Source organism: Propionispora sp. 2/2-37, assembly GCF_001298735.1.
In the GTDB taxonomy this organism is placed as follows: domain Bacteria; phylum Bacillota; class Negativicutes; order Propionisporales; family Propionisporaceae; genus Propionispora.
This window is the reverse complement of the sequence record NZ_CYSP01000008.1, coordinates 101,777-124,611: the sequence shown is the minus strand read 5'-3', so window position 1 is coordinate 124,611 and position 22,835 is coordinate 101,777. Positions and strand designations below refer to the sequence as shown.

21 protein-coding genes are annotated in these 22,835 nt (G+C 49.7%); all 21 read left to right on the top strand.

Going from position 1 to position 22,835, the window contains the following annotated elements; genetic code table 11:
- Positions 1 to 43 precede the first annotated feature (43 nt).
- The 21 genes from P22_RS10285 to P22_RS10185 all read left to right on the top strand — a co-directional run bounded on the left by P22_RS10285 (position 44) and on the right by P22_RS10185 (position 22,833).
- Positions 44 to 2,071, top strand: a complete 2,028-nt coding sequence (locus P22_RS10285) for a urocanate hydratase (protein WP_054260145.1) — start codon at positions 44 to 46, stop codon at positions 2,069 to 2,071.
- A gap of 7 nt (positions 2,072 to 2,078) precedes the next feature.
- Positions 2,079 to 3,329 (top strand): imidazolonepropionase, encoded by a 1,251-nt coding sequence (gene hutI / locus P22_RS10280; protein ID WP_054260144.1) that lies wholly within the window; start codon positions 2,079 to 2,081, stop codon positions 3,327 to 3,329.
- Positions 3,314 to 4,174, top strand: coding sequence for an ABC transporter permease (locus tag P22_RS10275; protein WP_156318925.1), 861 nt, complete (start codon positions 3,314 to 3,316; stop codon positions 4,172 to 4,174). Before hutI ends, P22_RS10275 begins: the two co-directional genes overlap by 16 nt.
- A gap of 37 nt (positions 4,175 to 4,211) precedes the next feature.
- Positions 4,212 to 5,000, top strand: a complete 789-nt coding sequence (locus tag P22_RS10270) for an ABC transporter ATP-binding protein (RefSeq protein WP_054260143.1) — start codon at positions 4,212 to 4,214, stop codon at positions 4,998 to 5,000.
- Positions 4,993 to 5,625 (top strand): HutD family protein, encoded by a 633-nt coding sequence (locus P22_RS10265; protein ID WP_054260142.1) that lies wholly within the window; start codon positions 4,993 to 4,995, stop codon positions 5,623 to 5,625. Before P22_RS10270 ends, P22_RS10265 begins: the two co-directional genes overlap by 8 nt.
- Positions 5,626 to 5,682: 57 nt before the next feature.
- Entirely contained in the window at positions 5,683 to 6,657 is a 975-nt protein-coding gene (locus P22_RS10260) for a C-terminal binding protein (RefSeq protein ID WP_054260141.1), read from the top strand.
- Positions 6,658 to 6,679: 22 nt separating this feature from the next.
- Positions 6,680 to 8,545, top strand: coding sequence for a thiamine pyrophosphate-dependent enzyme (locus P22_RS10255; protein WP_172675832.1), 1,866 nt, complete (start codon positions 6,680 to 6,682; stop codon positions 8,543 to 8,545).
- 1 nt (position 8,546) lies between these two features.
- Complete coding sequence (locus P22_RS10250; protein ID WP_054260139.1) at positions 8,547 to 9,164, top strand: 2-oxoacid:acceptor oxidoreductase family protein; 618 nt, start codon at positions 8,547 to 8,549, stop codon at positions 9,162 to 9,164.
- Between the two features lie 15 nt (positions 9,165 to 9,179).
- The gene (locus tag P22_RS10245) at positions 9,180 to 11,213 is read left to right on the top strand and encodes an acetate--CoA ligase family protein (protein ID WP_054260138.1); all 2,034 of its coding nucleotides are present in this window, start codon (positions 9,180 to 9,182) and stop codon (positions 11,211 to 11,213) included.
- A 251-nt stretch (positions 11,214 to 11,464) separates the two neighbouring features.
- Positions 11,465 to 12,127: a TerC family protein gene (locus P22_RS10240; protein WP_054260137.1), complete on the top strand. Its 663-nt coding sequence runs from the start codon at positions 11,465 to 11,467 to the stop codon at positions 12,125 to 12,127.
- 498 nt (positions 12,128 to 12,625) lie between these two features.
- Positions 12,626 to 13,264: an ABC transporter permease gene (locus P22_RS10235; protein ID WP_054260136.1), complete on the top strand. Its 639-nt coding sequence runs from the start codon at positions 12,626 to 12,628 to the stop codon at positions 13,262 to 13,264.
- A 23-nt stretch (positions 13,265 to 13,287) separates the two neighbouring features.
- Positions 13,288 to 14,208: a glycine betaine ABC transporter substrate-binding protein gene (locus tag P22_RS10230; protein ID WP_054260135.1), complete on the top strand. Its 921-nt coding sequence runs from the start codon at positions 13,288 to 13,290 to the stop codon at positions 14,206 to 14,208.
- Positions 14,209 to 14,313: 105 nt separating this feature from the next.
- Positions 14,314 to 15,288 (top strand): ABC transporter ATP-binding protein, encoded by a 975-nt coding sequence (locus tag P22_RS10225; RefSeq protein ID WP_054260134.1) that lies wholly within the window; start codon positions 14,314 to 14,316, stop codon positions 15,286 to 15,288.
- A 19-nt stretch (positions 15,289 to 15,307) separates the two neighbouring features.
- Positions 15,308 to 15,964, top strand: a complete 657-nt coding sequence (locus tag P22_RS10220) for an ABC transporter permease (protein WP_054260133.1) — start codon at positions 15,308 to 15,310, stop codon at positions 15,962 to 15,964.
- A 184-nt stretch (positions 15,965 to 16,148) separates the two neighbouring features.
- Positions 16,149 to 17,327 carry a MalY/PatB family protein gene (locus P22_RS10215; RefSeq protein WP_054260132.1) on the top strand — a complete coding sequence of 393 codons (1,179 nt, stop codon included), beginning with the start codon at positions 16,149 to 16,151 and terminating at the stop codon, positions 17,325 to 17,327.
- A 187-nt stretch (positions 17,328 to 17,514) separates the two neighbouring features.
- Positions 17,515 to 18,201, top strand: coding sequence for an HAD family hydrolase (locus P22_RS10210; protein WP_054260131.1), 687 nt, complete (start codon positions 17,515 to 17,517; stop codon positions 18,199 to 18,201).
- 31 nt (positions 18,202 to 18,232) lie between these two features.
- Positions 18,233 to 18,754: a MarR family winged helix-turn-helix transcriptional regulator gene (locus P22_RS10205; protein ID WP_216598062.1), complete on the top strand. Its 522-nt coding sequence runs from the start codon at positions 18,233 to 18,235 to the stop codon at positions 18,752 to 18,754.
- A 159-nt stretch (positions 18,755 to 18,913) separates the two neighbouring features.
- Positions 18,914 to 19,732: a nitroreductase family protein gene (locus P22_RS10200; protein WP_054260130.1), complete on the top strand. Its 819-nt coding sequence runs from the start codon at positions 18,914 to 18,916 to the stop codon at positions 19,730 to 19,732.
- Between the two features lie 61 nt (positions 19,733 to 19,793).
- The gene (locus tag P22_RS10195) at positions 19,794 to 20,957 is read left to right on the top strand and encodes an ABC transporter substrate-binding protein (RefSeq protein WP_054260129.1); all 1,164 of its coding nucleotides are present in this window, start codon (positions 19,794 to 19,796) and stop codon (positions 20,955 to 20,957) included.
- A 26-nt stretch (positions 20,958 to 20,983) separates the two neighbouring features.
- Positions 20,984 to 21,856 (top strand): branched-chain amino acid ABC transporter permease, encoded by an 873-nt coding sequence (locus P22_RS10190; protein WP_054260128.1) that lies wholly within the window; start codon positions 20,984 to 20,986, stop codon positions 21,854 to 21,856.
- A complete protein-coding gene (locus P22_RS10185) occupies positions 21,856 to 22,833 on the top strand; it encodes a branched-chain amino acid ABC transporter permease (protein ID WP_054260127.1) in 978 nt (325 codons plus the stop codon). Before P22_RS10190 ends, P22_RS10185 begins: the two co-directional genes overlap by 1 nt.
- Positions 22,834 to 22,835 lie beyond the last annotated feature (2 nt).

Genomic DNA, 22,835 nt, shown 5'->3' with positions numbered 1-22,835 from the left:
GCATGCACGCAGAACCAATGCACAGCTGAGGGGGCAGTACCAGATGGCTTATCAAGAGCAGATTAAGGATGCCATGCAAATCCGGCTTGATGAAACTTTGCCGGATATGCCGGGGTTTGTCGAGAATATCCGCAGGGCTCCGGCCAGAAGATTCAATTTATCCAAGGCACAGACCGAAATTGCGTTGAAAAATGCACTGCGATATATTGAGCCTAAATATCATGAACGACTTATACCCGAGTTTTTGGAGGAATTGACCAGCCGGGGCAGGATTTACGGCTATCGTTTCCGCCCGGCAGGAAGAATTTACGGCCGGCCGATTGAAGAATACAAGGGAAACTGTGTGGAAGGTCAAGCATTCCAGGTAATGATGGACAACAATTTGGATTTTGAAGTGGCCTTATATCCCTATGAACTGGTTACCTATGGAGAAACCGGCAGTGTATGCCAGAACTGGATGCAGTACCGGCTGATTAAGAAATATCTGGAGTGTATGACGCAGGACCAGACGCTGGTGGTACAGTCCGGACATCCGCTGGGACTTTTCAAATCGCATCCCGGCGCTCCGCGGGTCATTATTACTAACTCCATGATGGTCGGCATGTTCGACAATCAAGAGAACTGGGAAACAGCCGCCCAAATGGGGGTAGCCAATTACGGGCAAATGACTGCCGGCGGCTGGATGTATATTGGGCCGCAGGGTATTGTCCACGGTACGTACAATACTCTGCTGAATGTCGGGCGTATGCACTTTGATGTACCGATTGACGGTGATTTAAGCGGACTCTTATTTGTCAGTTCCGGCCTTGGCGGCATGAGCGGCGCACAGCCGAAGGCGATTGAAATTGCCAACGGCGTGGGGATTATCGCCGAAGTGGATGAATCCCGGATTCTTACCCGCCTGAACCAGGGCTGGATACAAAAATCCTCCGCCGATCTGGCCGAAGTGTTTGCCTGGGCCGCACAGGCAATGCAGGAGAAAAAGGCATTGTCGGTTGCTTATCACGGCAATATTGTCGACTTGCTGGAGTATGCAGTAACAAATCAAATTAACATACACATACTGTCCGATCAAACCTCCTGTCATGCCGTGTATGAAGGCGGCTATTGTCCGCAGGGGATTTCCTTTGCCGAGCGTACCGGACTGTTAAGCAAAGACCGGGCGTTGTTCAAAAAACTGGTGGATCAAACGTTGCAAAAACACTATGAACTGATCAAAGCCTGTGTGGCGAAGGGAACATATTTCTTTGATTATGGCAATTCTTTCTTAAAAGCTATTTATGATGCCGGAGTAAAAGAAATATCGAAAAACGGCATTGATGAGAAAGACGGGTTTATTTATCCGTCCTATGTGGAAGACATTATGGGACCGCAGTTGTTTGATTATGGTTATGGGCCGTTCCGCTGGGTATGTTTAAGCGGTAAGGACAGCGATTTATTAAAAACCGACCGGGCGGCGATGGAATGTATTGATCCCGCCAGACGTTACCAGGACCGGGATAATTACAACTGGATCCGGGATGCCGAAAAAAATCAGCTGGTGGTCGGCACTAAGGCCAGAATATTGTATCAGGATGCCGAAGGACGGGTTGCGATCGCACTGAAGTTTAATGATATGGTCCGGAAAGGTGAAATTGCTCCGGTCATGCTGGGCCGCGATCATCATGATGTCAGCGGTACCGATTCGCCGTTCAGGGAAACGGCCAATATTAAAGACGGCAGCAATGTCATGGCCGATATGGCGGTCCAGTGCTATGCCGGTAATGCGGCAAGAGGCATGAGCCTGATTGCGCTGCATAACGGCGGCGGAGTCGGCATCGGCAAATCGATCAACGGCGGCTTCGGTCTGGTGTTGGACGGCAGTGCCCGGGTGGACGACATTATCAGAAGCGCTATGCTGTGGGATGTTATGGGCGGTGTCGCCCGGCGCAACTGGGCACGAAATGAGCATTCCATCGAAACTTCCATTGAATATAACCACAAGTACCGGGGCTTGAGTCAAATCACGCTGCCATACCTTGCCGATGATGCGCTGGTTACAAAAAGTGTGAAAAAATATTGGAAAGAATGATGATGTTATGAAAGGTCTAGTCATACAGAATGCCGCGGAAGTAGTAACACCTACAGGCCGGGAGGCAAAATTCGGCCCGGCTATGAACGAACTTAACCGGATTGAGCACGCTTCCATTGTTGTTCAGGACGGAATCATCCAAGCGGTTGATACGGCGGAGAGGATTGCTTTCCGCTATGACCTGAGCGGGTACGAATGTATTGATGCAGCCGGACAGAGCGTTATCCCGGGGTTCGTCGATGCGCACACGCATTTTATTTTTGGCGGATACCGGGCGGATGAGTTTATGCTGCGTCTTAAAGGCAGCACTTACATGGAGATTATGGCAGACGGCGGCGGTATCGGCAGTACGGTGCGGCAGACCCGGCAAACGACGGAAGAGGAGTTGTACCGGTCCGGGAAAGAGCGGCTGGATGCCATGCTGGCGTTTGGGGTGACCACTGTGGAGGGAAAAAGCGGTTACGGACTGGATTTGGAAGCGGAAGTCAAACAATTAAGCGTCATGCAGGATTTGGCCCGGAATCATCCGCTGGAACTGGTCAGCACCTTTATGGGAGCCCATGCCGTTCCGCCGGAATACAGCGACGAGGAAGACCGTTACATCGATTTTCTGCTGGCAGACGTGCTGCCTGTTATAAAGGAAAAAGGGTTAGCCGAGTTTTGCGATGTGTTTTGCGAACAGGGAGTTTTTTCGCTGGAGCAGTCCCGGCGTCTATTAAGCAAGGCCCGGGAATTGGGCTTTGGTCTCAAAATTCACGCCGATGAAATTTGTTCCATGGGAGGAGCTGAATTGGCGGGAGAACTGCAGGCCGTTTCCGCGGAACATTTACTGCATGCCTCCGATGAAGGAATACGGGCTTTGGCTCAAAACCGGGTGATTGCTACATTGCTGCCCAATACGGCTTTTTGTTTGAACGAGCCGTTTGCAGCGGCACGCGCCATGATTGATTCCGGGTGCGCCGTCGCCTTGGCCAGTGATTTTAATCCGGGAAGCTGTTTTAGCCATTCGGTACCGCTGATTCTGGCACTGGCCTGCATCAAAATGAAAATGACGGCGGAGGAAGCCCTTACGGCCATGACGCTAAACGGGGCTGCCGCCCTGAACCGGGCGGGAAGCGTGGGCAGCATCGAGCCGGGAAAACAGGCCGATCTGCTGCTTTTAAAATACCCCAGCTATAAATTTTTAATTTATCACACGGGTGTCAATATTGTTCAAAAAGTAATCAAAAAGGGACGTTTACTATGTACAAACCATTAGAAATATCGAAAGGAGCGGAGTTTATGCCTAACGTCAATAACGAAGAGAAATCTCTGTTCTTCATGATCAAAGATTCGTTTACTCCGCGGCAAAGCATATCTCCGCAAGTGTACGCCGTTTTGGGAGCCGCCACCTTCGGCCTGGTCCTTATCCTGTGGGCCTTGTTAACCTACGGCGGCCTGGTAGATTCCTTGTTTATGCCTACGCCGACAGCAGCGGCGAATGCTGCCGTAAAATTATTTACCGAACTGGGCTATAGCGAAGATATTCTTATTACCATTATCCGTGTCATGGCCGGGTTTGTTATAGCTGCCGTTGTGGCTGTACCGCTGGGCATTTTGATCGGAACCTATACACCGGTTGAAGCGTTGCTGGAGCCGATCATGTCCTTTATTCGCTATCTGCCGGCGTCGGCTTTTATTCCGCTCTTTATTTTGTGGATCGGTGTGGATGAGCCGGAAAAGATCGCCGTTATTATTACCGGCAGCCTGCCGCAGCTGGTGTTAATGGTAGCCGTGGCAACGAGAAAGGTTTCCGGCGATCTGATCGAGGTCGCCTATACGCTGGGAACCTCCAAGTCGGCCGTACTATGGAAGGTTATTTTGCCCTCCAGCCTGCCGGCCATTCTGGATGCGGTCCGCATGGTGCTTGGCTGGGCCTGGACCTATGTTATTGTTGCCGAACTGGTTGGCGCCTCTTCCGGTATCGGTTACATGATCATTCAATCCCAGCGGATGTTGTCGACGGCTAACATTTTTGTCGGTATCCTGTCGATCGGCCTGATTGGTTTGGCCTTTGATTATTGCTTTAAAATTTTGCAGCGTAAATTATTCCCCTGGAGCTGACAACCGGAAGCGTTAAGTGAAGTTAGGAGTGAAACACATGGAAAGTAATCATGAATATTTGGTTGTTTACGGTGTCACCAAAGAGTTTGAAAACCGGGGAAAAACCATAACGGCACTGGAAGAAACCTATTTAAACGTTGCACCTAAAGAGTTTGTTTCGATATTGGGACCGTCCGGCTGTGGAAAGTCCACGCTGCTTAGAATGGTGGGCGGATTGACTAAGCCGACCAGGGGGCAGATCATTCTCGATAAAAAAGTAATTAGAGAGCCGGGGGCCGACCGGGGTATGGTGTTTCAAGCGTATACTCTGTTTCCCTGGCTGACGGTCGTGGAAAATATTGAATATGGGCTGGCGCAGAAACATATGCCGAAACAAGAACGCCGGGAGGTTGCCCAGAACTATGTGGAAATCGTGGGCTTGAAAGGGTTTGAAACGGCTTATCCCAAAGCCTTGTCCGGTGGAATGAAGCAGCGGGTAGCTTTAGCCCGGGCGCTGGCCAACAACCCGGAAATTTTGCTGCTGGATGAACCCTTCGGTGCTTTGGACATGCAAACCCGCGGGCTTATGCAGGAATTATTGCTGGATGTATGGCAAAAATACCCCAAAACCATTTTGATGGTTACTCACGATATTGAGGAAGCGGTGTTCCTGGCAGACCGGGTGGTGGTCATGACGTCACGCCCCGGATCGATTAAAGAAATAATTAACGTAGATCTGCCCAGACCGCGTGATTACCATGTGAAAACATCGGAACAGTTTATTGAATACAAACGTCAGGCAATGGAACTAATCCATGAAGAAAGTGTGAAGAGTATCAATGCATAACCACGTCCGTATTGTGCGATGCCAAGATTGTAAAACCACCTCCTGGGCTGGCGGCAAAACCACCGAGTTGTTGATTCATCCACCGCAGGCTTCTTACCGGGAAAGAAATTTTTCCTGGCGCCTGAGTGTAGCGACAGTAGAGGATGAACAATCAACCTTTACTTCGCTGCCAGGCATTAGGAGAACGCTGCTGTTATTAAAAGGCAACGTGCTTTTGGCACATGAAGGTTACCACCAAAGATCGCTGCAGCCGCTTACCCAGGACACGTTTTGGGGAGACTGGAAAACTACCTGCTATGGTAAAGCAACCGATTTTAATATCATGACCCGTAAGCCGCATGAAGGCAAAGTGGCCGCCATATCCCTCGGTAAACAGGAAACACATCTGCTTACGTATGATGAGACAGACAGTGAAGCCCAGGTATGTACGTATGTATTGTATGTTTGGCAGGGAAGCCTCAGGATCACCGTCGACGATCAGGTGAACATGCTTTACGAGGGGGATGTCTGTCAAATAGACATAAGAAGCGGTCAAAAGCCTCCGGCAATTATTCTGGCCAATCAGGATGATGCGCCGATAGAGTGCATTGTCAGTACAATCTATACGAAAATTAGCGACAAATGAAAATGGTTGCAGTAGAGATGATTTGAGCAAGTTGCGAATTAACAGGAGGTGGAAACATTGAGACCGTTAATTTGGATTATTGATGAAGAGTGGCCCGATTACGAAATTGAAAAAGAAATTCTAACCCGTAAATTTCCCGGCTGTACGATTCGATTTTCCGGAGAGCAGTTTGCGGCCGATTTGGCTGATTTCGGAAAACTAGCGGATGCCATTATTTGTCAAATCAATATCGAGATGTCGGCCGACATCATTGAGCAATTGGAACAATGTAAAGTCATTGCGGTATATGGCGCCGGATATGACAAAGTAGACGTAAAAAGTGCGAAAAGCAAAGGGATTCCGGTTAGCAATGTACCGGGCTATTGTAACGAGGATCTTTCAGACTATGTCATTGCCAGTATCTATCATTTTAATAAACAACTGACTTCCTGGCAGCTGCCGGTTAAAGAGGGGCGGTGGGGAGCGCAGGCCGTTAAAAATCCGGTAAAGCGTGTCAGCAAGTCGACGCTTTTTATCATCGGATTTGGCAAAATCGGTCGGATGACGGCAACGAAGGCAAAAGCTCTTGGCATGAGAGTACTGGCTTACAGTCCGCATCTGACGACAGAAACAGCGGAAATATACGGAGTTGAAAAAGTAGACTGGGACACCGGTCTTGCACAAGCCGATTATGTCAGCGTGCACACTATTTTTACCGAGGCTACGGCTTCACTCCTTTCCTATACAGATTTCAGCAAAATGAAGCCGACTGCATATTTTATCAATACGTCACGCGGCGGTGTGGTAAATCAGAAAGATCTTTTAAAGGCGGTTCAAGAGAATGTGATTGCCGGTGCCGCGCTGGATGTGCTCCAGCAGGAACCGCCCAATAGGAATGATGCCATTTTATACTGTCCGCATATTTTGGTGACACCGCACATTTCCTATCTATCGGAGGAAGCGCTGTATGAACTGAAATACCGGGCGGCGGATAATGCCGCAAAAATTCTAGCGGGCGAACATACCGATGATGTAATTACGGTTCTAGATTAGAAAAAAAGTGGAGGTTATGATTATGACGGCAAAAATGGTCAGTGGCAATGAAGCCATCGCCTTAGGCGCACTGCGGGCGGGGGTTAAAGTAGTTTCGGGGTATCCGGGGACACCGTCGACCGAAGTGATCACCAGTCTGTGGAATAAGGACCTTCCGGGGACCAGCGTGGAGTGGAGCACGAATGAAAAGGTTGCTTTTGAAGTAGCGGCAGCCAGTGCCATGGTTGGTTCACGGGCAATGTGTACCATGAAAATGTCGGGAGTCAATGTGGCCTATGACTCGATTATCGGGATCGCCTATTCGGGCTGTACCGGTGGTTTAGTTATTTATGTGGCGGACGATCCGGGCGTAAATGCCGGCATGTGTGAGCAGGATTCCCGTGATTTCGCCGTAATGGCAGACATGCCGATGCTTGAACCCGGGACATTGCAGGAGGCCTATGATTTGACCCAATATGCCTTCGAATTGTCGGAAGCCATTCAGTCTCCGGTCTTTATCCGTTCCACAACGAATGTCGCTCAGTCCCATGGCATGGCGGACGTAGCGGAACGGGTCCTGCCGGTTAACGAAAAACCCATGCTGGAAAGGAATATTGCCAAATATACCAAGGCCGGAGCAGTCATCGCGATGAATCAGCACCGTGAGCTTTTGGAACGGCTGGAAAAGGCCAAGGAGCTGATTGCCGCCAAACAGCTGAACCGGCTGAAGCTGTCAAAGCAACCGGGCGGTCTGGGTATCGTTTCGGTCGGTGTTGTTAACGGCTATGTGGAAGAAGCGCTCAGTATTGCCGACGAGCTTCGTATTCCGCTGCCGGAGATTTCCTCCTTACAATTGATTAATACCATTCCTTTCGCGGTTGACGAGATGAAACAATTACTAAAACACTGCTCTACGGTGCTTGTTGCGGAAGAATTGGAACCGCTGCTGGAAAACCGTCTGTACATGGAAGCCTACAAGCTGGGAGTTAAGGTTGAATTTGTCGGTAAAAACGATGCAACTTTCAGCCGTATTGGCGAATATGATGCCAAACTGGTTTTAAAAGGGATCTGCAAGGCATTACACCTAACCTGTCCGGAAGAAGTCCTGCCGCCGGTCATCCAGCCCGAACAGCATTGCGCCGCCCGGCCGATTACAACCTGTGCCGGCTGCCCGCATCGCGGAACGTATATGGCTATTAATAAAGCCCTCCGCAATTTGAAATTTAAAAGCAATGAAATTATTGTTACCGGGGATATTGGCTGTACCATCTTAGGCATTAATCCTCCGTTTAATACACTCTGGACGGAAGTATCCATGGGAGCCAGCATTCCGATGGCACAGGGCTTCATCTACGGCGGTGTTCAAAAGCCTGTACTGGCTACCATCGGCGATTCGACCTTTTTCCATGCCGGCATTCCGGGACTGATCAATGCCATTCAGCATAACGTGAATCTGACGGTCGTGGTTATGGATAACGGCTGGACGGCAATGACCGGTATGCAGGTTAATCCGGGAACTATTCCTGATTATCAGCAGGCTTCCTGCCGGCAGCTGGATCTGGAAAAAGTGATTGCCGGACTGGGTGTAGACCACTTAATAACCGTTGATCCCTACGATCTTAAGGCAACAACGGCGGCTATAGAAAAATCGATCGCCCTGCCGGGCGTCAAAGTCGTATTGGCCCGCCGCGAATGTGCTATCCAGGCTGCACGGCGCAAAGTGGCCTACGAGCCGATTGAAGTAAACATTGAAAAATGCACCCGGTGTAAAAGCTGTATCGTCATCACCGGCTGCCCGGCTATCAGCCTGGGAGAACATGCAATTACGATTGACCGTGCACAATGCAACGGCTGCGGCCTATGTATGGCTGTTTGCCCTACGGCGGCCATTGTAAAGGAGGGCAAATAATATGAGTTGCGATATTTATATTGTCGGTGTCGGCGGTCAAGGAGTACTGACGATTGCCGAAATTATATCCAGTGTGGCCTTTAAAAAAGGCATTCCCTGCAATTTCTATCCGACCAAAGGGATGGCGCAGCGCGGCGGTTTTGTCAAAGCACAGCTTCGCCTGGGTCGCAAGACGGTCGGTCCGAATATTCCGCAGCAGGAAGCCGACCTGGTGGTGTCCATGGAATTGTCGGAATCTTTGAAGGCCATTCGGTATGTAAAACCGGGTGCAGACTTTTTGCTGTACGGTTCCAAATGGGAACCAACCGCTGTTATGCTGGGAAAAGCATCTTATCCGGCGCTTGCGCAGGTGGGTAAAGAAGTAAAAGCAGCCGGTGGCAAGCTGCATTATCTGTCGCCTGAACTGTTACCGGAGTTTCAGGGTAAACAGGTACGGGACAATCTGTTTGTGCTGGGGGCTATTTTTGGCAGCACAGGTGTTGCCATGGGCTTTACGGCTGAAGAAGTGCTGGAAGATATTACCCACCGCTGGCCGAAAGCGGCAGAGCAGAATCTGTTTGCCTTACGGGCAGGGATGAATGCCGCAGCCAAAGAGGCTGTAGACGATATTTTAGTATAAGGAAGTGTCATAACCGTGGAATATCAAGCCCTATTTTCACCGCGCGGTGTAGCCGTGGTCGGATCGGCTTCCCCCGGAAAACTGGCCAACGTATTGATTCACCGCCTTATGGAGGGCGGGTGTGAAAATATTTATGCCATCAATCCCAAAGGACAAGGGGTTGAACGTGTACCGGGTATGAGTTCGTTTGCCCCGTTGCAGGGGCTGGTCGATTTGGCTATTATCGCCGCTCCGGCGGCAACGGTTAAGGATGTACTGGAAGACTGCGGCAAAGCCGGGGTAAAGGCTGCGGTCATTATTACCTCGGGTTTTTCCGAAATCGGCAATGATGCTGCCGAGGAAGAGGTGCGGGCTGTGGCCGGACGATACGGGATACGTTTTATTGGACCGAATTGTGCCGGACTGGTCAGTACGCATAGCAAGCTGATTGCCACTCTGGAAACCAGCCCGCCTCAGGGCAATATTGCCCTGATTTCCCAAAGTGGGGCGGTAGGTGGTGTGTTTATGGCACTGGCCAGGGAACAGGGACTGGGGATTTCCAAGTTTGTCAGTTTTGGCAACGGCCCCGACTTGAATGTTATCGAACTGCTGCAGTATCTAAAAGATGATGAGGAGACCAAAGTGATTGCCCTTTATCTGGAAACAGTGAAAAACGGCCGTGAATTTATGCGGGTGGTAAAGGACGTAACCTTAAAAAAACCGGTCATTGTTGTAAAATCCGGCCGTACCGATACCGGTCAGCGGGCAGCGCTTTCTCATACCGGCTCTATGGCCGGCTCGGATAAAGTGTTTGACGCCGCCTTAAAACAAGCCGGGGCGATTCGTGTCGAAAGTGTCGAGGAAATGTTGGATTTGTGTAACGGCTTTTCTTACTTGCCGCCGCTGCCGGGGAGAAAGCTGATGATTTTAACGAATTCCGGCGGTCCCGGGGTTATGTCCGCCGACAAAGCCGATCAGGTAGGGCTTGATGTGACTGATCCCAATCCGAAATTAAAGGCGGCGCTGCAAAGCTTTTTACCCGCCCATGCCGGTATAAAAAATCCGATTGATCTTACCGTTGAGGGAACGGGCGAAGAATACCAAAAAAGCCTGGCGCAGGCGCTGCAGGAATATGATGCGGCTCTGGTACTGTATATTGGCACCCCTTATCTTAAAGCCATGCCCATTGCCGAGGGAGTTGTATCTGCTGCTGTGGGCAGCGGTAAACCGGTCGTCTCTGTACTGCAGGTTGGCTCTGACCTGAAGGAAAGTCTGGAGTTTTTGCAAAACAATCAATTGCCGGTTTTTTCGTCCGGTGAACGTGCCGTGCGTGTTCTGGCTTATATGGCGGAATATGAGGCTTATAAAGCCAAGCAGCTGGCGATACCTGTGACAACAGGCGGCGAAAGGTGCCTGGCAGGAAAATCGTCACTGCTGGAACCGGAAGCCATGGCGCTGTTACAACAGAACGGCATCCGGGTACCGGAGCATTGTTTTGCAAAAACCAAAGAAGAGGCTGTTGCCGGCTGCCGTTCTGTAGGTTATCCGGTGGTGATGAAGGTGGTTTCGCCTGATATTTTGCATAAATCGGATTGTGGCGGGGTGGTGCTGCATATTGACAGTGACGCCAAAGCTGCGCAGGCCTTTGACAATATACAGGCAGCAGCAGCCGGCTGTGATTTTCGCGGTGTGGTCATCTATCCGATGCTGAAAGGCGGACGGGAAGTCATTCTGGGTCTGACCCGGGACGTCCAATTTGGTCCGGTAGTCGCTTTCGGCTTAGGGGGAATCTATACGGAAGTGCTTAAGGACATTATTTTGCGGGTTGCGCCCATTGACCGGAACGAAGCCAAGGAAATGATAGAAAGCATCCGTACCTACCCGATTCTAAAGGGAATCCGCGGGCAGTCCAAGGCGGATCTGGAGGCGCTGGCCGATGCTATTGTAGCGTTTTCCCAACTGCCGTTCCGTTATGAGGATATTGAGGAAGCCGATCTGAATCCGGTGTTTGTATTCCCGGAAGGGCTGGCTGTTGCCGATGCCCGGATTGTTGGTGAAGCAAAAGGATGATCCTATAGAAACAAGTTGTTGACAAAATAATTTGTTTCAGGATAGAATATACACAAATCATATATTCCAAGGGGAGTAACCTTAAAAAATAAAGTCGTCAGTTCGGTGCCTGCACCCGGCTTTATTTGCATTCATTGCTGGTAAGACCTTGCCTGAAACGAATTAGGCAAGGTCTTTTTTATTGCAAAACCGGCAACGGTATGGTCATTGTCTCTTGTGATTATAATAGTAAAATAGCAGGGGGAAATAACATGGAGAATTTTTTTACACTTACCACCTTATGGAGTTTGGCGGCCATCGTATTTATTGATTTGATTTTAGCCGGAGACAATGCCCTGGTGATCGGTATGGCAGCCCGCAATCTGCCGGCGGAGCATCAGAAAAAAGCAATTTTCTGGGGAACTTTCGGCGCTATTTTAATTCGGGCCATAACGACTCTGGTGGTGGTCTGGCTGCTCCGAATTCCGGCATTAATGATTACCGGCGGCGCTTTACTGCTGTGGATTGCCTATAATCTGATCGTTGAAGAAAAGAAACATGACGTGGACGCTCCATCCAGCCTTCCGGCGGCTATCCGCACGATTATCATTGCCGACGGGGTTATGGGAATCGACAATGTCATGGGGGTGGCCGGAGTAGCTCATGGCAATATGCTGCTGGTCATTATCGGAATATTGATCACCATCCCGATCATTATTTGGGGCAGCACCCTGTTTATTAAATTGATTGAACGTCATCCCTGGCTGATTTACGCCGGTGGCGGTATACTGGCCTGGACTGCCGGCGGCATGCTGACCGGGGACCCGCTGGTTAAAGGCAGCTTTGATCCGGCAACTCCGGTGAAATGGGCCATTAACGCGGCGATTACCGCCAGTCTGCTGGCGGTTGCCTGGCGGAAAAAACATATTGTCTGAGGATTCATCAAGAGAAAATAGCAAATTATGAACAATTCAGCACAAGCTTTACGCAGGTCATTACCGGGGAAAGTTCGGACCGGACCCGCTATAGTGTGGCTTTTCTGGATATGCAGGAGGAGATAATCAATTTAATCAACCGGCCGGGACTAAGTTTTGCCGTGTAGTGGACGCCGGCGTTTACAGTCCGGAGGGGAAGGCAAAATCAATTGACGCAGACGAGGATTTATGGTATAGTATGAAAAATATGTAAATAGTCTGACCGGCTGATCAAAAGATTGAAGGCTGAGAATAATCCGCTTGGGTTATACTCGGCCTTTTGCTGTTTAGTGCATGCGGTTTGGCTGATCCGCGTATAGTGTATCATACGGGTGGTTTGGACAAAATCCTGGAGGTAAAGCCGATTGACAGGAAATGAGTCTAAAAGTATAACCTCGTACTTGGCCTCTTTGGGCTTTTGACCGCTGGCTGAGAATCTTTTAGAAAGGATTGTGTTTTATGTCTCAGGGGATGCTGGCGTATTTGCTGTGCAATCTGGATAAGTATTATGAGGCGGTTGCAATACATATCACCATTAGTGTAGCCGCCATGCTGATCAGTATTTTCATTGCGGTGCCTGTAGGCGTGTTATGTGTCAAAAAGGGAGGCGTAGCGCACTCGGTCATGCATGCCTTTACTATTTTGCGGATTATTCCCAGCCTGGCCGTATTGGTACTGGTGATGCCGGTGCTGGGTACCGGGTTTATGCCGGCACTATTGGCGCTAACGCTGCTGGCGATTCCGCCGGTGCTGATCAATACGTACCTGGGCTTTAAAAATATCAGTCTCTCGGTGCTGGAAAGTGCCTATGGCATGGGCATGGATGCCGCCAGAATCTTACTTACAATTGAATTTCCGCTGGCGATGCCGTTGATTATCACAGGCATTCGCACCGCCTGCATTGAGGTGATAGCCAGCGCGACCCTGGCTTCTTATATTGGGGCAGGCGGTTTAGGTGATTTTATTTTTACCGGCATCGGCATGAACGATATGCAAATACTGCTGATCGGGGGGATTTCGGTGGCTCTGCTTTCCATTTGCGCCGAAATAGTACTGGCAATGATACAGTATGGTGTTACCAGATATCAAAGAAACTGACAACTGAAAAGGAGAGGATAGATATGGTTCGCAAAAAGGCAAAAGTAGTAATCAGTTCTGTTCTGGCGCTGGGAGTCCTGCTCCTGGCGGTGTCCGGCTGCGGCGGCAAGGCCGAAGATGCAAGCAGGGCGAGCGGCAAGCCGATCATTACAGTCGGTTCCAAAGATTTTACGGAGTCGTTAATTTTGGGGGAACTATATTCTTTGGCATTGGAAAACGCCGGCTATAAGGTGGAAAGGAAATTGAATCTTGGCAGCGCCATAGTACATACTTCGCTGGTAAATGGCGATATTGACTTTTATCCCGAATATACCGGTACCGGGTTATTAAGTATCTTGAAAGAGCCGCCTAAGTTTGATGCCAAAGAGGTTTATGACGAGGTCAGTGCCAAATACAAGGAAAAATTCAACCTTATCTGGCTGACCCCTTCCAGTGCCAATGACTCCCAGGGATTGGTGATTACGAAGCGGGCAGCAGATCAATACCATATCCGAACCATTTCCGATTTGCAGAAGCAGGCGGCCAATATCCGGTTTGCTTCCCAGGGACAGTTCGATGAACGGGAAGACGGACTGCCGGCTCTGGCCAAGGTATACGGCGAATTTAATTTCAAGGAACGCAAGCTGTACGATAATGGCTTAAAGTATGATGTGCTGCACAATGACCAGGCGGATCTGGCGGTGGCCTACACAACCGAAGGCCAGTTGAGCAAAGATGAATTTGTTGTTCTGGAAGACGACAAGCATGTGTGGCCGCCCTATCATATGGCTCCGGTTGTTAAACAGGAAGTTTTGGAAAAGAATCCGGACATTAAAGATATTTTAAATCATGTTACGGCGAAAATTGATAACAAGACCATTATAAAATTAAATGCCGAAGTGGATATCAATAAACGGGAATACACGGAAGTAGCCAAAGAATTTTTTGAACAGCAGCTAAAGTAACCTGCGCAGCAAGCGGTACAAATAACTGTATCGTATCTGGCAGCTATTCTTTCCAAGCCGGAATTGCCTGATTCGACAGCAGGTGAAAAGAGGAGGATCGAAAAATTGGGTAGAACCGCCATTGAATTTCAGCAGGTAAGCAAACAATACCCCAATTCACCGCAATACGCCGTAAAAGAAGTCAGTGTCAGTATTGAGGAGGGCAGCTTTGTTACCATCCTGGGAACATCCGGATCAGGCAAGACCACGTTTTTAAAAATGGTAAACCGGCTATACGAGCCTACTGCCGGCAGGATTTTGTTTTTTGGTGAAAGCATACAAAATCTTAATGCGGAAGAGTATCGCCGCAAGATAGGGTATGTGATTCAGCAGATCGGCTTGTTCCCCCATATGACGATTGAAGACAATATCGCAACCATTCCCAATGTCTTAAACTGGGATAAACAGAAAATAGCCGGCAGGGTGGAAGAACTGCTGGAACTGGTCGGACTTTCGCCGCAGGAGTACCGGAAGCGATATCCCCGCCAGCTGTCCGGCGGGCAGCAGCAGCGGGTTGGCCTGGCCCGGGCGATGGCGGCGGATCCGGCGATTATGCTGATGGATGAACCTTTTGGCGCGATTGATGCCATCACCCGCCAGACCTTACAGGAAGAATTGCTGCACATCCAAAAGAAGTTGCATAAAACCATTTTGTTTGTTACGCATGACATCGGCGAGGCCTTTAAGCTGGGTGATCAAGTTATTATCATGCATAATGGCGAGATTCAGCAGTTTGCTACGCCCTGTCAGATTATGCTGCAGCCGGCCAATGACTATGTGGCGCGGCTGGTGGCAACGGAAGATACCCTGCAGCATTTAAAAGTGCTGACCGCTGCCAGCGTCATGAGTGCGGCCGATTCGCCGCATACCGGTGCCGGCCGGGTAAAAAGCGACGCCAGCCTGTACTCGGTACTGACTTTCCTGCTGGAAAGTCCGCAGGAATATGTTTTGGTAGAAGACGACCTGGGGCATATTGTTGGCAAAATCACCTGGGATGAGCTGAAGTTAAAAAATAAGCGGCATACTCCGGTATCCGCTTGAACCGGCAGGGGGGAAAACCGTGGGGACTTATTTTATGAAATATCATCAGCAGATATTGGTGCTGCTTGGGGAACATCTGCTGCTGGTCACCGTTAGTGTAGTGCTATCCCTGCTGATTGCCATACCAACCGGCTTTTGTATCGCACGGTCAAAATGGCTGTCGACGGCGGCGTTATCGCTGTTTGGCGCACTTTATTCCATTCCCAGCCTGGCATTATTTTCGTTTTTGATTCCGGTTTTCGGGCTGGGAAAGACAACGGCCGTCTTTGTGCTGATCGTTTATAATCAATATATTCTTGTCCGGAACACCTTAGCCGGTTTTCAAGCCGTCGATCCGGCCATTATTGAAGCCGGACGGGCTATGGGGCTGGATACACGGCGTTTGTTTTTTACCATTGAATTGCCGCTGGCCCTGCCGATTATTCTGGGAGGCGTACGGATTGCCACTGTTTCCACCACCGGCATTGCTACCATTGCCGCCGTTATCCATGCCGGCGGGCTGGGTGTACTCTTATTTGACGGACTACGCATGAACTATCTGCCCAAGATGTTATGGGGAGCCTTGTTAGCTTCCGTTCTGGCTTATTTAGGCAATCAGGGAATTTTGGCATTGGAAAAAAGGGCTTTGCAGCATGCGCGGGGCGAAGGCGGTAAGGCAGAACGGGCCGAAGCATAATTTTTTGATCATAGTGTCAGGGAATTGGTAAAAGCGGTGGCTGCTTTTACCGGGCAAGCGGGGAATCCTGAGGAGGAGAAGGATTTTGCCGACGACAGGACAAATTTAATATAGAGAATGGAGAACGGGATGCCGCAAACATCTATACTTTGATCCGTATAAGCAATGTAAAGGAGAGTTTCGTATGCAATATAATTTTGATACCGTTGTTGACAGAAGCAATAACTTTGCCGCAAAGTACGATGAAGTAGGACGGAAGTTTGGCCGTGACGACCTGATTCCCCTATGGGTGGCGGATATGGATTTTAAGACGGCTGAACCGGTCATTGAAGCCATACGGCAGCGGGCCGAACAGGGGATATTTGGCTATACATCCAGGCCTGAATCTTATTTTGAGGTTGCCGGTCAATGGCTGAAGAAGCGCCACGGCTGGGATGTCGACCCGGGTTTGATGATTCACAGTCCCGGCGTTGTGCCTTCGCTCAGCATGCTCATCCGGTACTTTACGGATCCGGGTGATAAGATTATTATTCAGCCGCCGGTATATTATCCGTTTTTCGATGTGGTGAGAAGCAATGACCGTGTGCTGGTGGAAAATCCTCTAAAAGTTGCTGACGGGCAGTATGTAATGGATTATGAACATTTGGAGGAGTTGGCAAGGCAAGGAGCCTCTATGCTGCTCCTCTGCAGTCCGCATAATCCGGTGGGACGGGTCTGGCATAAGGAGGAATTAGTCCGCCTGGGGAATATCTGCCTTCGCTACGGCATCCGGGTGATTGCCGACGAAATTCATTCGGATCTAATCTACTCCCGGCATAAACACACCCCGTTTGCCGGCATAGCGGAGGATTTCCGGCGCAATACCATTACCTGCCTTGCGCCCAGCAAAACCTTTAATCTGGCGGGCTTGCAGGCCTCGATCGCCATTTTCCCGGATAAAAAAAGCCGGGCCAGGTTTGACAAGGTTCTGGGGGATTTGGATATCCGCCGGAATAACTGCTTTAGTTTGGTGGCTGTGGAAGCGGCTTATCGCTATGGTGAGGAATGGCTGGAACAGGTTAACCGTTATATCGCCGCCAACTTTGCTTATATACAGCACTATTGTCGGAAGTATATTCCTGAGATCCGTCCGAACTATCCGGAAGGAACTTATTTAGTATGGGTGGATTGCCGGGGCTTAGGGCTGGACAAAAATCAATTGCATGACTTTATGATTAATAAAGCCAGGCTGGCTTTGGACGACGGATACTGGTTCGGGGATAATGCAAACGGATATATGCGGATTAATGCCGCCTGCCCGCGGAGTATCCTTGCCGCAGCATTGGAGCAGCTCCGGCAGGCGGTAGAGGAGCATATACGGTAATGTGTCAGGTTCAGATGCTTGAAGCCTGCTGCTTTACAATCACTTTCACCGAAAGGTTCAGATACAAAATAACCGGCTGAGCGCCGATAGCCGGCCAGAAAAACTGAAGGCAAAACTTTGTCCTTTTTCATAAAGAAGTTTTGCCTTTGTTAATAATGTCAAGGATACGGGAAGGAGCAGTGCTATTATGAATATTGTGTTTTGGGATATTGACGGTACCTTGATTCGTACCTCCCGGGCAGGGTTGCTGGCTCTGGAAGAAGCCGCTTTTGAATTATGGCAGAAAAGTTTTGATTTTACCCAGATTGAATCAGCGGGAATGACGGATAATTACATCGCTGCTCAAATTATTCAGCAAGTACTGGGAAGAGAGGCGCTGGCAGTAGAAATTGATTCTCTAACCAGCCGTTATGAACAATTGCTGGCCGGGCACCTGCGGCAAAGGAAAGGCTGGCTGCTGCCGTCGATTGCCGGAATTCTGGAAAGCTTATATCAGGACAGTGACTACCAACTGCTGCTTCTGACGGGCAACAGTAGGACGGGGGCGGAAATAAAAATGGCCCACTTTGCACTGTCTCACTATTTTGATTTTGAAGCCAGCGCCTTTTGCGGTCCATACTTTAGGCGTGTGGATATAGCCAGGCAGGCGCTGGAAAATGTACGCGCCTGTTACGGCGAGGCGGCGGATAACCGGATTTTTGTCATTGGTGATACCCCGAACGACATTCAATGCGGAAAAGCAATCGGCGCCTTCACTATTGGCGTGGCAACCGGAGGCTATTCCCGGGAGGAACTTGACCGGCATTCTCCCTGGTGGGTGACGGACTGTCTGCCGTCAGCGGCGGAGTTTAAGGGAAAGTTGAAAGCCATATAGCCGTTACCGATAAAATTCGCGGTAAGTTGGTATGCTGGAATATTTTTATTTTCGACAGGGATTGACAATATTGTATAGTAGCTATACAATATTATATATGATGGATGACAAGCTGGAAATCAGCCAGTTGCTTTTAAATATCATAGCTGGATTTTATGAAAAAGATGCCAGGGTGAATTATTTTGATACCGATACGCTTTTGTACCATTCCGAGATTCATATGGTTCAGTTTATTAAAGAAAATCAAGAGCTTCATCTTGCGGCGATCGCCCGCAGACTGGGCGTAACGAGGGGGGCGGTGTCCCAGATGATTATGCGCCTGGAAAAAAAAGGGGTTGTCAGTAAGGAAGCCGATCCCGGTAATAGCCGGAAGGTGATCCTGCGTCTTACTCCAAGGGGCGAAACGGCGTACCGGGGTCATAAACGCAATCATGATTCCTATAATGCGGTTGTGAGTAAACTCCTGGAAAATGCCAGTCAGGCCGAACTCAATTTTTTAAAAGATTTTCTGGAAAAATATGAACAGTCGTTACACAAAACTTCTTCGCAATAAACTATTTTAATAAAAACTATTTCTCCACGCTAATCAGAAAACTGAAGGCTGGGCAGAGATGATTCTGCGCGGCTTTTTTGCATTTTCTTGCAAAATGCCGGTGCAATACATGAAAAACCTGAGATGAAAATGAAAAAACAATAATAAGGGGGATATGGTATGGCAAACATTACAAGGCAGGAGTATCTAACGATGGACGAGGCGGAATTCCGGGCAAGATTCCGGGAACGAGTGCATCATACCCTGGAAATACAAACCTATTCGGCATTGTATTATGGGAAAAAACTTTCCGCCAGGCAGACCGATACGGTAAAAGAATTAATTGGCATTTGGCAGGAGCGCGGATTACCGACCGATGCGGCTGATTATTCCTGGGGGCAGCAGGTTCTGCAGTTCGCAGAACAGGTGCAAGCCGGGTCAGCGGTCAATTTAGACGAGTTTGCGCCACACTGGCCTACGGCCCAGGAAATCAAAAGCTTCGAAAACATTCTGTATGAACGGCGTTCAGTCCGGCATTGGACAGACCGTGAAGTACCGGATGAGGTGATTGATAAGCTGTTGCAGGCAGGCTTGTGGGCAGCCCATTCCTGCAATTTGCAGTCGGTTCGTTATCTGGTGATACGGGAGAAAAATGAACCCGGGTTGTTTAAAGGCAGCGATATCCCGGGAGGACCGATCCATATCGTACTGCTGCAGGATGAACGGGTGTACCGGGCCAATGCGCTTATGCCGGTTAAAAACCGTTTGCTGGATTGCGGTGCGGCGGCTCAGAATATTGTGCTGGCCGCCCATGCCTATGGCCTGGGCGGTGTCTGGCTCACCTTTAATACGGAAGATATGATTAAAAGGCTGAACAAACGCTTCGAACTTCCAGAGTATATTAAAGTAGTGACCTACGTGGATGTCGGCTATCCCGATCAGAATCCGGCGCCGCCGAAACGGCTGGGACTGCCGGAAGTCGTATATGCCAGAATTTAAAGACAGGGTAAATGTCTAACAGTTTTATAAATTCAAAATAAAGCAGTAAAGGATGATAAATGTGAAACGGATTCGTTATGGTCTGCTGCTGGTGATGACAGTAATCATAGCCGTAGTATTGGGTGGCTGCGGCGGTTCTCAGGGAGTGAAAACAGAAGGAGACAATGCGCTTTATGTAGGCGTTGCCGGGCCTTTCAGCGGTGATGGGGCCGAATACGGGGCCATGTGGAAGAAGGGCCTGGAAATTGCTGCCGAAGAAATTAATGCCAAGGGTGGAGTCAAAGGGCGGCCGATTAAATTGATTTATGAAGACAGCCAGGCTGACCCGAAGCAGGCGGCCAGCATTGCCCAAAAATTTGTGAAGGATGAACGGATTATAGCCGAATTAGGTGATTTTTCTACAAATGCCACCTGGTCGGCCTCCCCGATTTATCAAAAAGCAGGTTTGGTTCAGTTCGCTTTTAATCCGTCACACCCGGAACTGACAAAACACGGTGATTATGTATTCCAGCTCTGCCCGACCCAGGCTGATCAGGCCATTGCCATGGCTAACCTGGCCACGGACAAGCTAAAAGCAAAAAGAGTTGCCGTACTTTATCTCAATACCGACTTTGGTAAAGCCGTGAAGGACAATGCCGTACAGGCGGTCACGGCAAAACAGGCCGAAGTGGTGGCAACCGAGGCCTATTTAAGCACCGATAAAGATTTTAAAGCCCAGCTGACAAAAGTGAAAGAGCTGAATCCCGATGTGATCATACTGGGTTCCTATTATACCGATACGGCGTTGATTATGAAACAGGCTAAGGATTTGGGGGTTAAAGCCACCTTTATCGCTTCCTCCTCCGTCCACTCACCGGCCCTGCTTTCACTTGGCGGCGACGCCGTCGAAGGGTTGGTGACCTTATCCGTGTTTAATATAGGCAATCCCGGAGAAACCCTGCAGCATTTCACCGCAAAATATCAGGAAAAATACGGGGCAAGCGAACCGGATACCTTTGCCGTTCAGGCTTATGATGCCTTGCGGTTGATTGCCAATGCTGCGGAAAAGAGTGCTGAACAGGGTGAAATTACGCGGAAATCAGTGCGTGATGAACTGGCAAAAACACAAAACTTTCCGGCTGCATCGCAAAATTATATTACTTACAGCCCGACACGGCAGTTAAGCCAGCCGGAATTATTTCCTATTATCGTAAAAGAGGGGAAATTTGTTCCTTATAATTTATAAACGGGAGACAAAAGGAGGACCGGAGTATGCTATTGCAACAAGTGATTAACGGCCTGACGCTGGGCAGCATGTATGCGCTGCTGGCAGTGGGCTTTGCCCTGATTTGCGGCATACTGAAGATGATCACTTTTGCTCATGGTGAAGTTTTCATGGTTGGGGCTTTTGCCGGTTTAACGGCCATCGCCGCCTTCCATCTTGGGCCTCTGGAAGGGCTGCTGGCTGCCATGGCGGTGTCTTTGGTATTGGGGCTGCTGACGGAACGGATTGCTTTTCGTCCGTTCCGGGAGGGGTCGGCGCTTTCGCCGGCCTTAATCACCATTGGCTTTTCTATTATTTTGCAGGCCGGAGTACTGCTGCTGGCGGGAGCGGATACCAAAGCCTTTCCTTATGACATTGGCATTTATTCCTTTAATCTGGGAGGAACCGTGATTTCCGGAATCGAAATCATTGTGATCGGTTTGACGCTGCTGCTCATGGTAGCTCTGCAGTTATTTATTCATAAAACCCGCTGGGGTCTGGCACTGCGTGCTACTTCCATGCATTTTGACGGAGCCGGATTGATGGGAGTAAATACCAACCATGTGGTGGCCTTGTCTTTTGCCTTGGCTTCTGCCCTGGCAGGGATTGCAGGACTGTTGGTTGGTGCATACTACGGCGCCTTTTATCCGCGGATGGGAGTCATTATTTCCCTTAAGGCGCTGGCCGCAGCCACATTGGGCGGTATCGGCAGCGTGAGCGGCGCAATGCTGGGGTCGTTACTGTTAGGCCTTATTGAAAGCTTAACCGTGGCGTATATTTCCGCCGGTTACCGCGATGTCATTGCGTTTGCCGTACTGATTGCGGTACTATTGATTCGTCCTTCCGGGTTGCTGGGACGTGTGGAGGAGGAAAAAGTGTAATGAGACCGCAACGAGTCACTTTTGGTTTATGGACGGCTGTCATTGTATTGGCGGCCATTCCGCTGATCGTCGATGATCAATATGTTTTTCACGTACTGACTATGGCGGGCATTTATTCCATGCTGGCCGTCAGCCTGAATTTACTGCTGGGCAGTACCGGACTTTTTTCTTTAGGGCATGCCGCTTTTTATGGCATCGGCGCTTATGCTTCGGCTCTGCTGACGCTGAAGCTGGAACTGCCGTTCATTCTTGCGTTTGTTCTTAGCGGCGTGGCTGCCGCATTGATTGGCGGGCTGGTTGCCTATCCGGCATTACGACTGAAAGGAATCTTTTTGGCAATTGGTACCATGGGTTTTAACGAAATCGTCCGTTTGCTGGCTATTAATTTGGATTGGCTGACCGGCGGACCGGCCGGCTTGCCAGGTATTCCGGTTCCCGAAATGTTTGGCATGGCCATCAGCCGGCCACGGGATTACTATCTGTTCATTCTGGTACTGGCTGCTGTTACTTATATCGTTTTTCAACAACTGATTTCCAGCCGGACAGGACGTGCGCTGCTTGCCATTCGTGATGATGAAATCGCGGCACGGTCGGTAGGTATTGACCTGACCCGTTACAAAGTGGGAGCCTTTATCCTGTCAACCTTTTTTGCCGGTCTGGCCGGTAGCTTTTTTGCGCACTATCTGACGTATGTAAGCCCTGATAATTTTGGACTGAATGAATCGTTTGCCATACTGGCCATGATTGCGCTTGGCGGTATCGGCAATTTTACCGGCGCGGTTGTCGGAGCCTTCCTTCTGGTGGTTATCCCGGAAGCGTTCCGCTCTTTGCAGGAGTACCGGGAATTGATTTATGGCTTTACCATTGTCTTAATCGTGCTGGTGTTGCCGTCCGGAGTGATCGGCTGGTATCCGCGGTTTGTGCGCCGGAGGAAATTAGCAGACAGACAGGCGCTTGCCGCTAAGGAGGAGGGATAAGG

What these genes read in the sequence shown, in the direction of transcription:
- hutI (WP_054260144.1), top strand. Translation starts at nt 2,079, where the DNA reads ATGAAAGGTCTAGTCATACAGAATGCCGCGGAAGTAGTAACACCTACA.
- P22_RS10240 (WP_054260137.1), top strand. Translation starts at nt 11,465, where the DNA reads ATGGAGAATTTTTTTACACTTACCACCTTATGGAGTTTGGCGGCCATC.
- P22_RS10200 (WP_054260130.1), top strand. Translation starts at nt 18,914, where the DNA reads ATGGCAAACATTACAAGGCAGGAGTATCTAACGATGGACGAGGCGGAA.
- P22_RS10185 (WP_054260127.1), top strand. Translation starts at nt 21,856, where the DNA reads ATGAGACCGCAACGAGTCACTTTTGGTTTATGGACGGCTGTCATTGTA.
- P22_RS10275 (WP_156318925.1), top strand. Translation starts at nt 3,314, where the DNA reads ATGTACAAACCATTAGAAATATCGAAAGGAGCGGAGTTTATGCCTAAC.
- P22_RS10270 (WP_054260143.1), top strand. Translation starts at nt 4,212, where the DNA reads ATGGAAAGTAATCATGAATATTTGGTTGTTTACGGTGTCACCAAAGAG.
- P22_RS10250 (WP_054260139.1), top strand. Translation starts at nt 8,547, where the DNA reads ATGAGTTGCGATATTTATATTGTCGGTGTCGGCGGTCAAGGAGTACTG.
- P22_RS10190 (WP_054260128.1), top strand. Translation starts at nt 20,984, where the DNA reads ATGCTATTGCAACAAGTGATTAACGGCCTGACGCTGGGCAGCATGTAT.
- P22_RS10265 (WP_054260142.1), top strand. Translation starts at nt 4,993, where the DNA reads ATGCATAACCACGTCCGTATTGTGCGATGCCAAGATTGTAAAACCACC.
- P22_RS10255 (WP_172675832.1), top strand. Translation starts at nt 6,680, where the DNA reads ATGACGGCAAAAATGGTCAGTGGCAATGAAGCCATCGCCTTAGGCGCA.
- P22_RS10210 (WP_054260131.1), top strand. Translation starts at nt 17,515, where the DNA reads ATGAATATTGTGTTTTGGGATATTGACGGTACCTTGATTCGTACCTCC.
- P22_RS10235 (WP_054260136.1), top strand. Translation starts at nt 12,626, where the DNA reads ATGTCTCAGGGGATGCTGGCGTATTTGCTGTGCAATCTGGATAAGTAT.
- P22_RS10285 (WP_054260145.1), top strand. Translation starts at nt 44, where the DNA reads ATGGCTTATCAAGAGCAGATTAAGGATGCCATGCAAATCCGGCTTGAT.
- P22_RS10205 (WP_216598062.1), top strand. Translation starts at nt 18,233, where the DNA reads ATGCTGGAATATTTTTATTTTCGACAGGGATTGACAATATTGTATAGT.
- P22_RS10215 (WP_054260132.1), top strand. Translation starts at nt 16,149, where the DNA reads ATGCAATATAATTTTGATACCGTTGTTGACAGAAGCAATAACTTTGCC.
- P22_RS10230 (WP_054260135.1), top strand. Translation starts at nt 13,288, where the DNA reads ATGGTTCGCAAAAAGGCAAAAGTAGTAATCAGTTCTGTTCTGGCGCTG.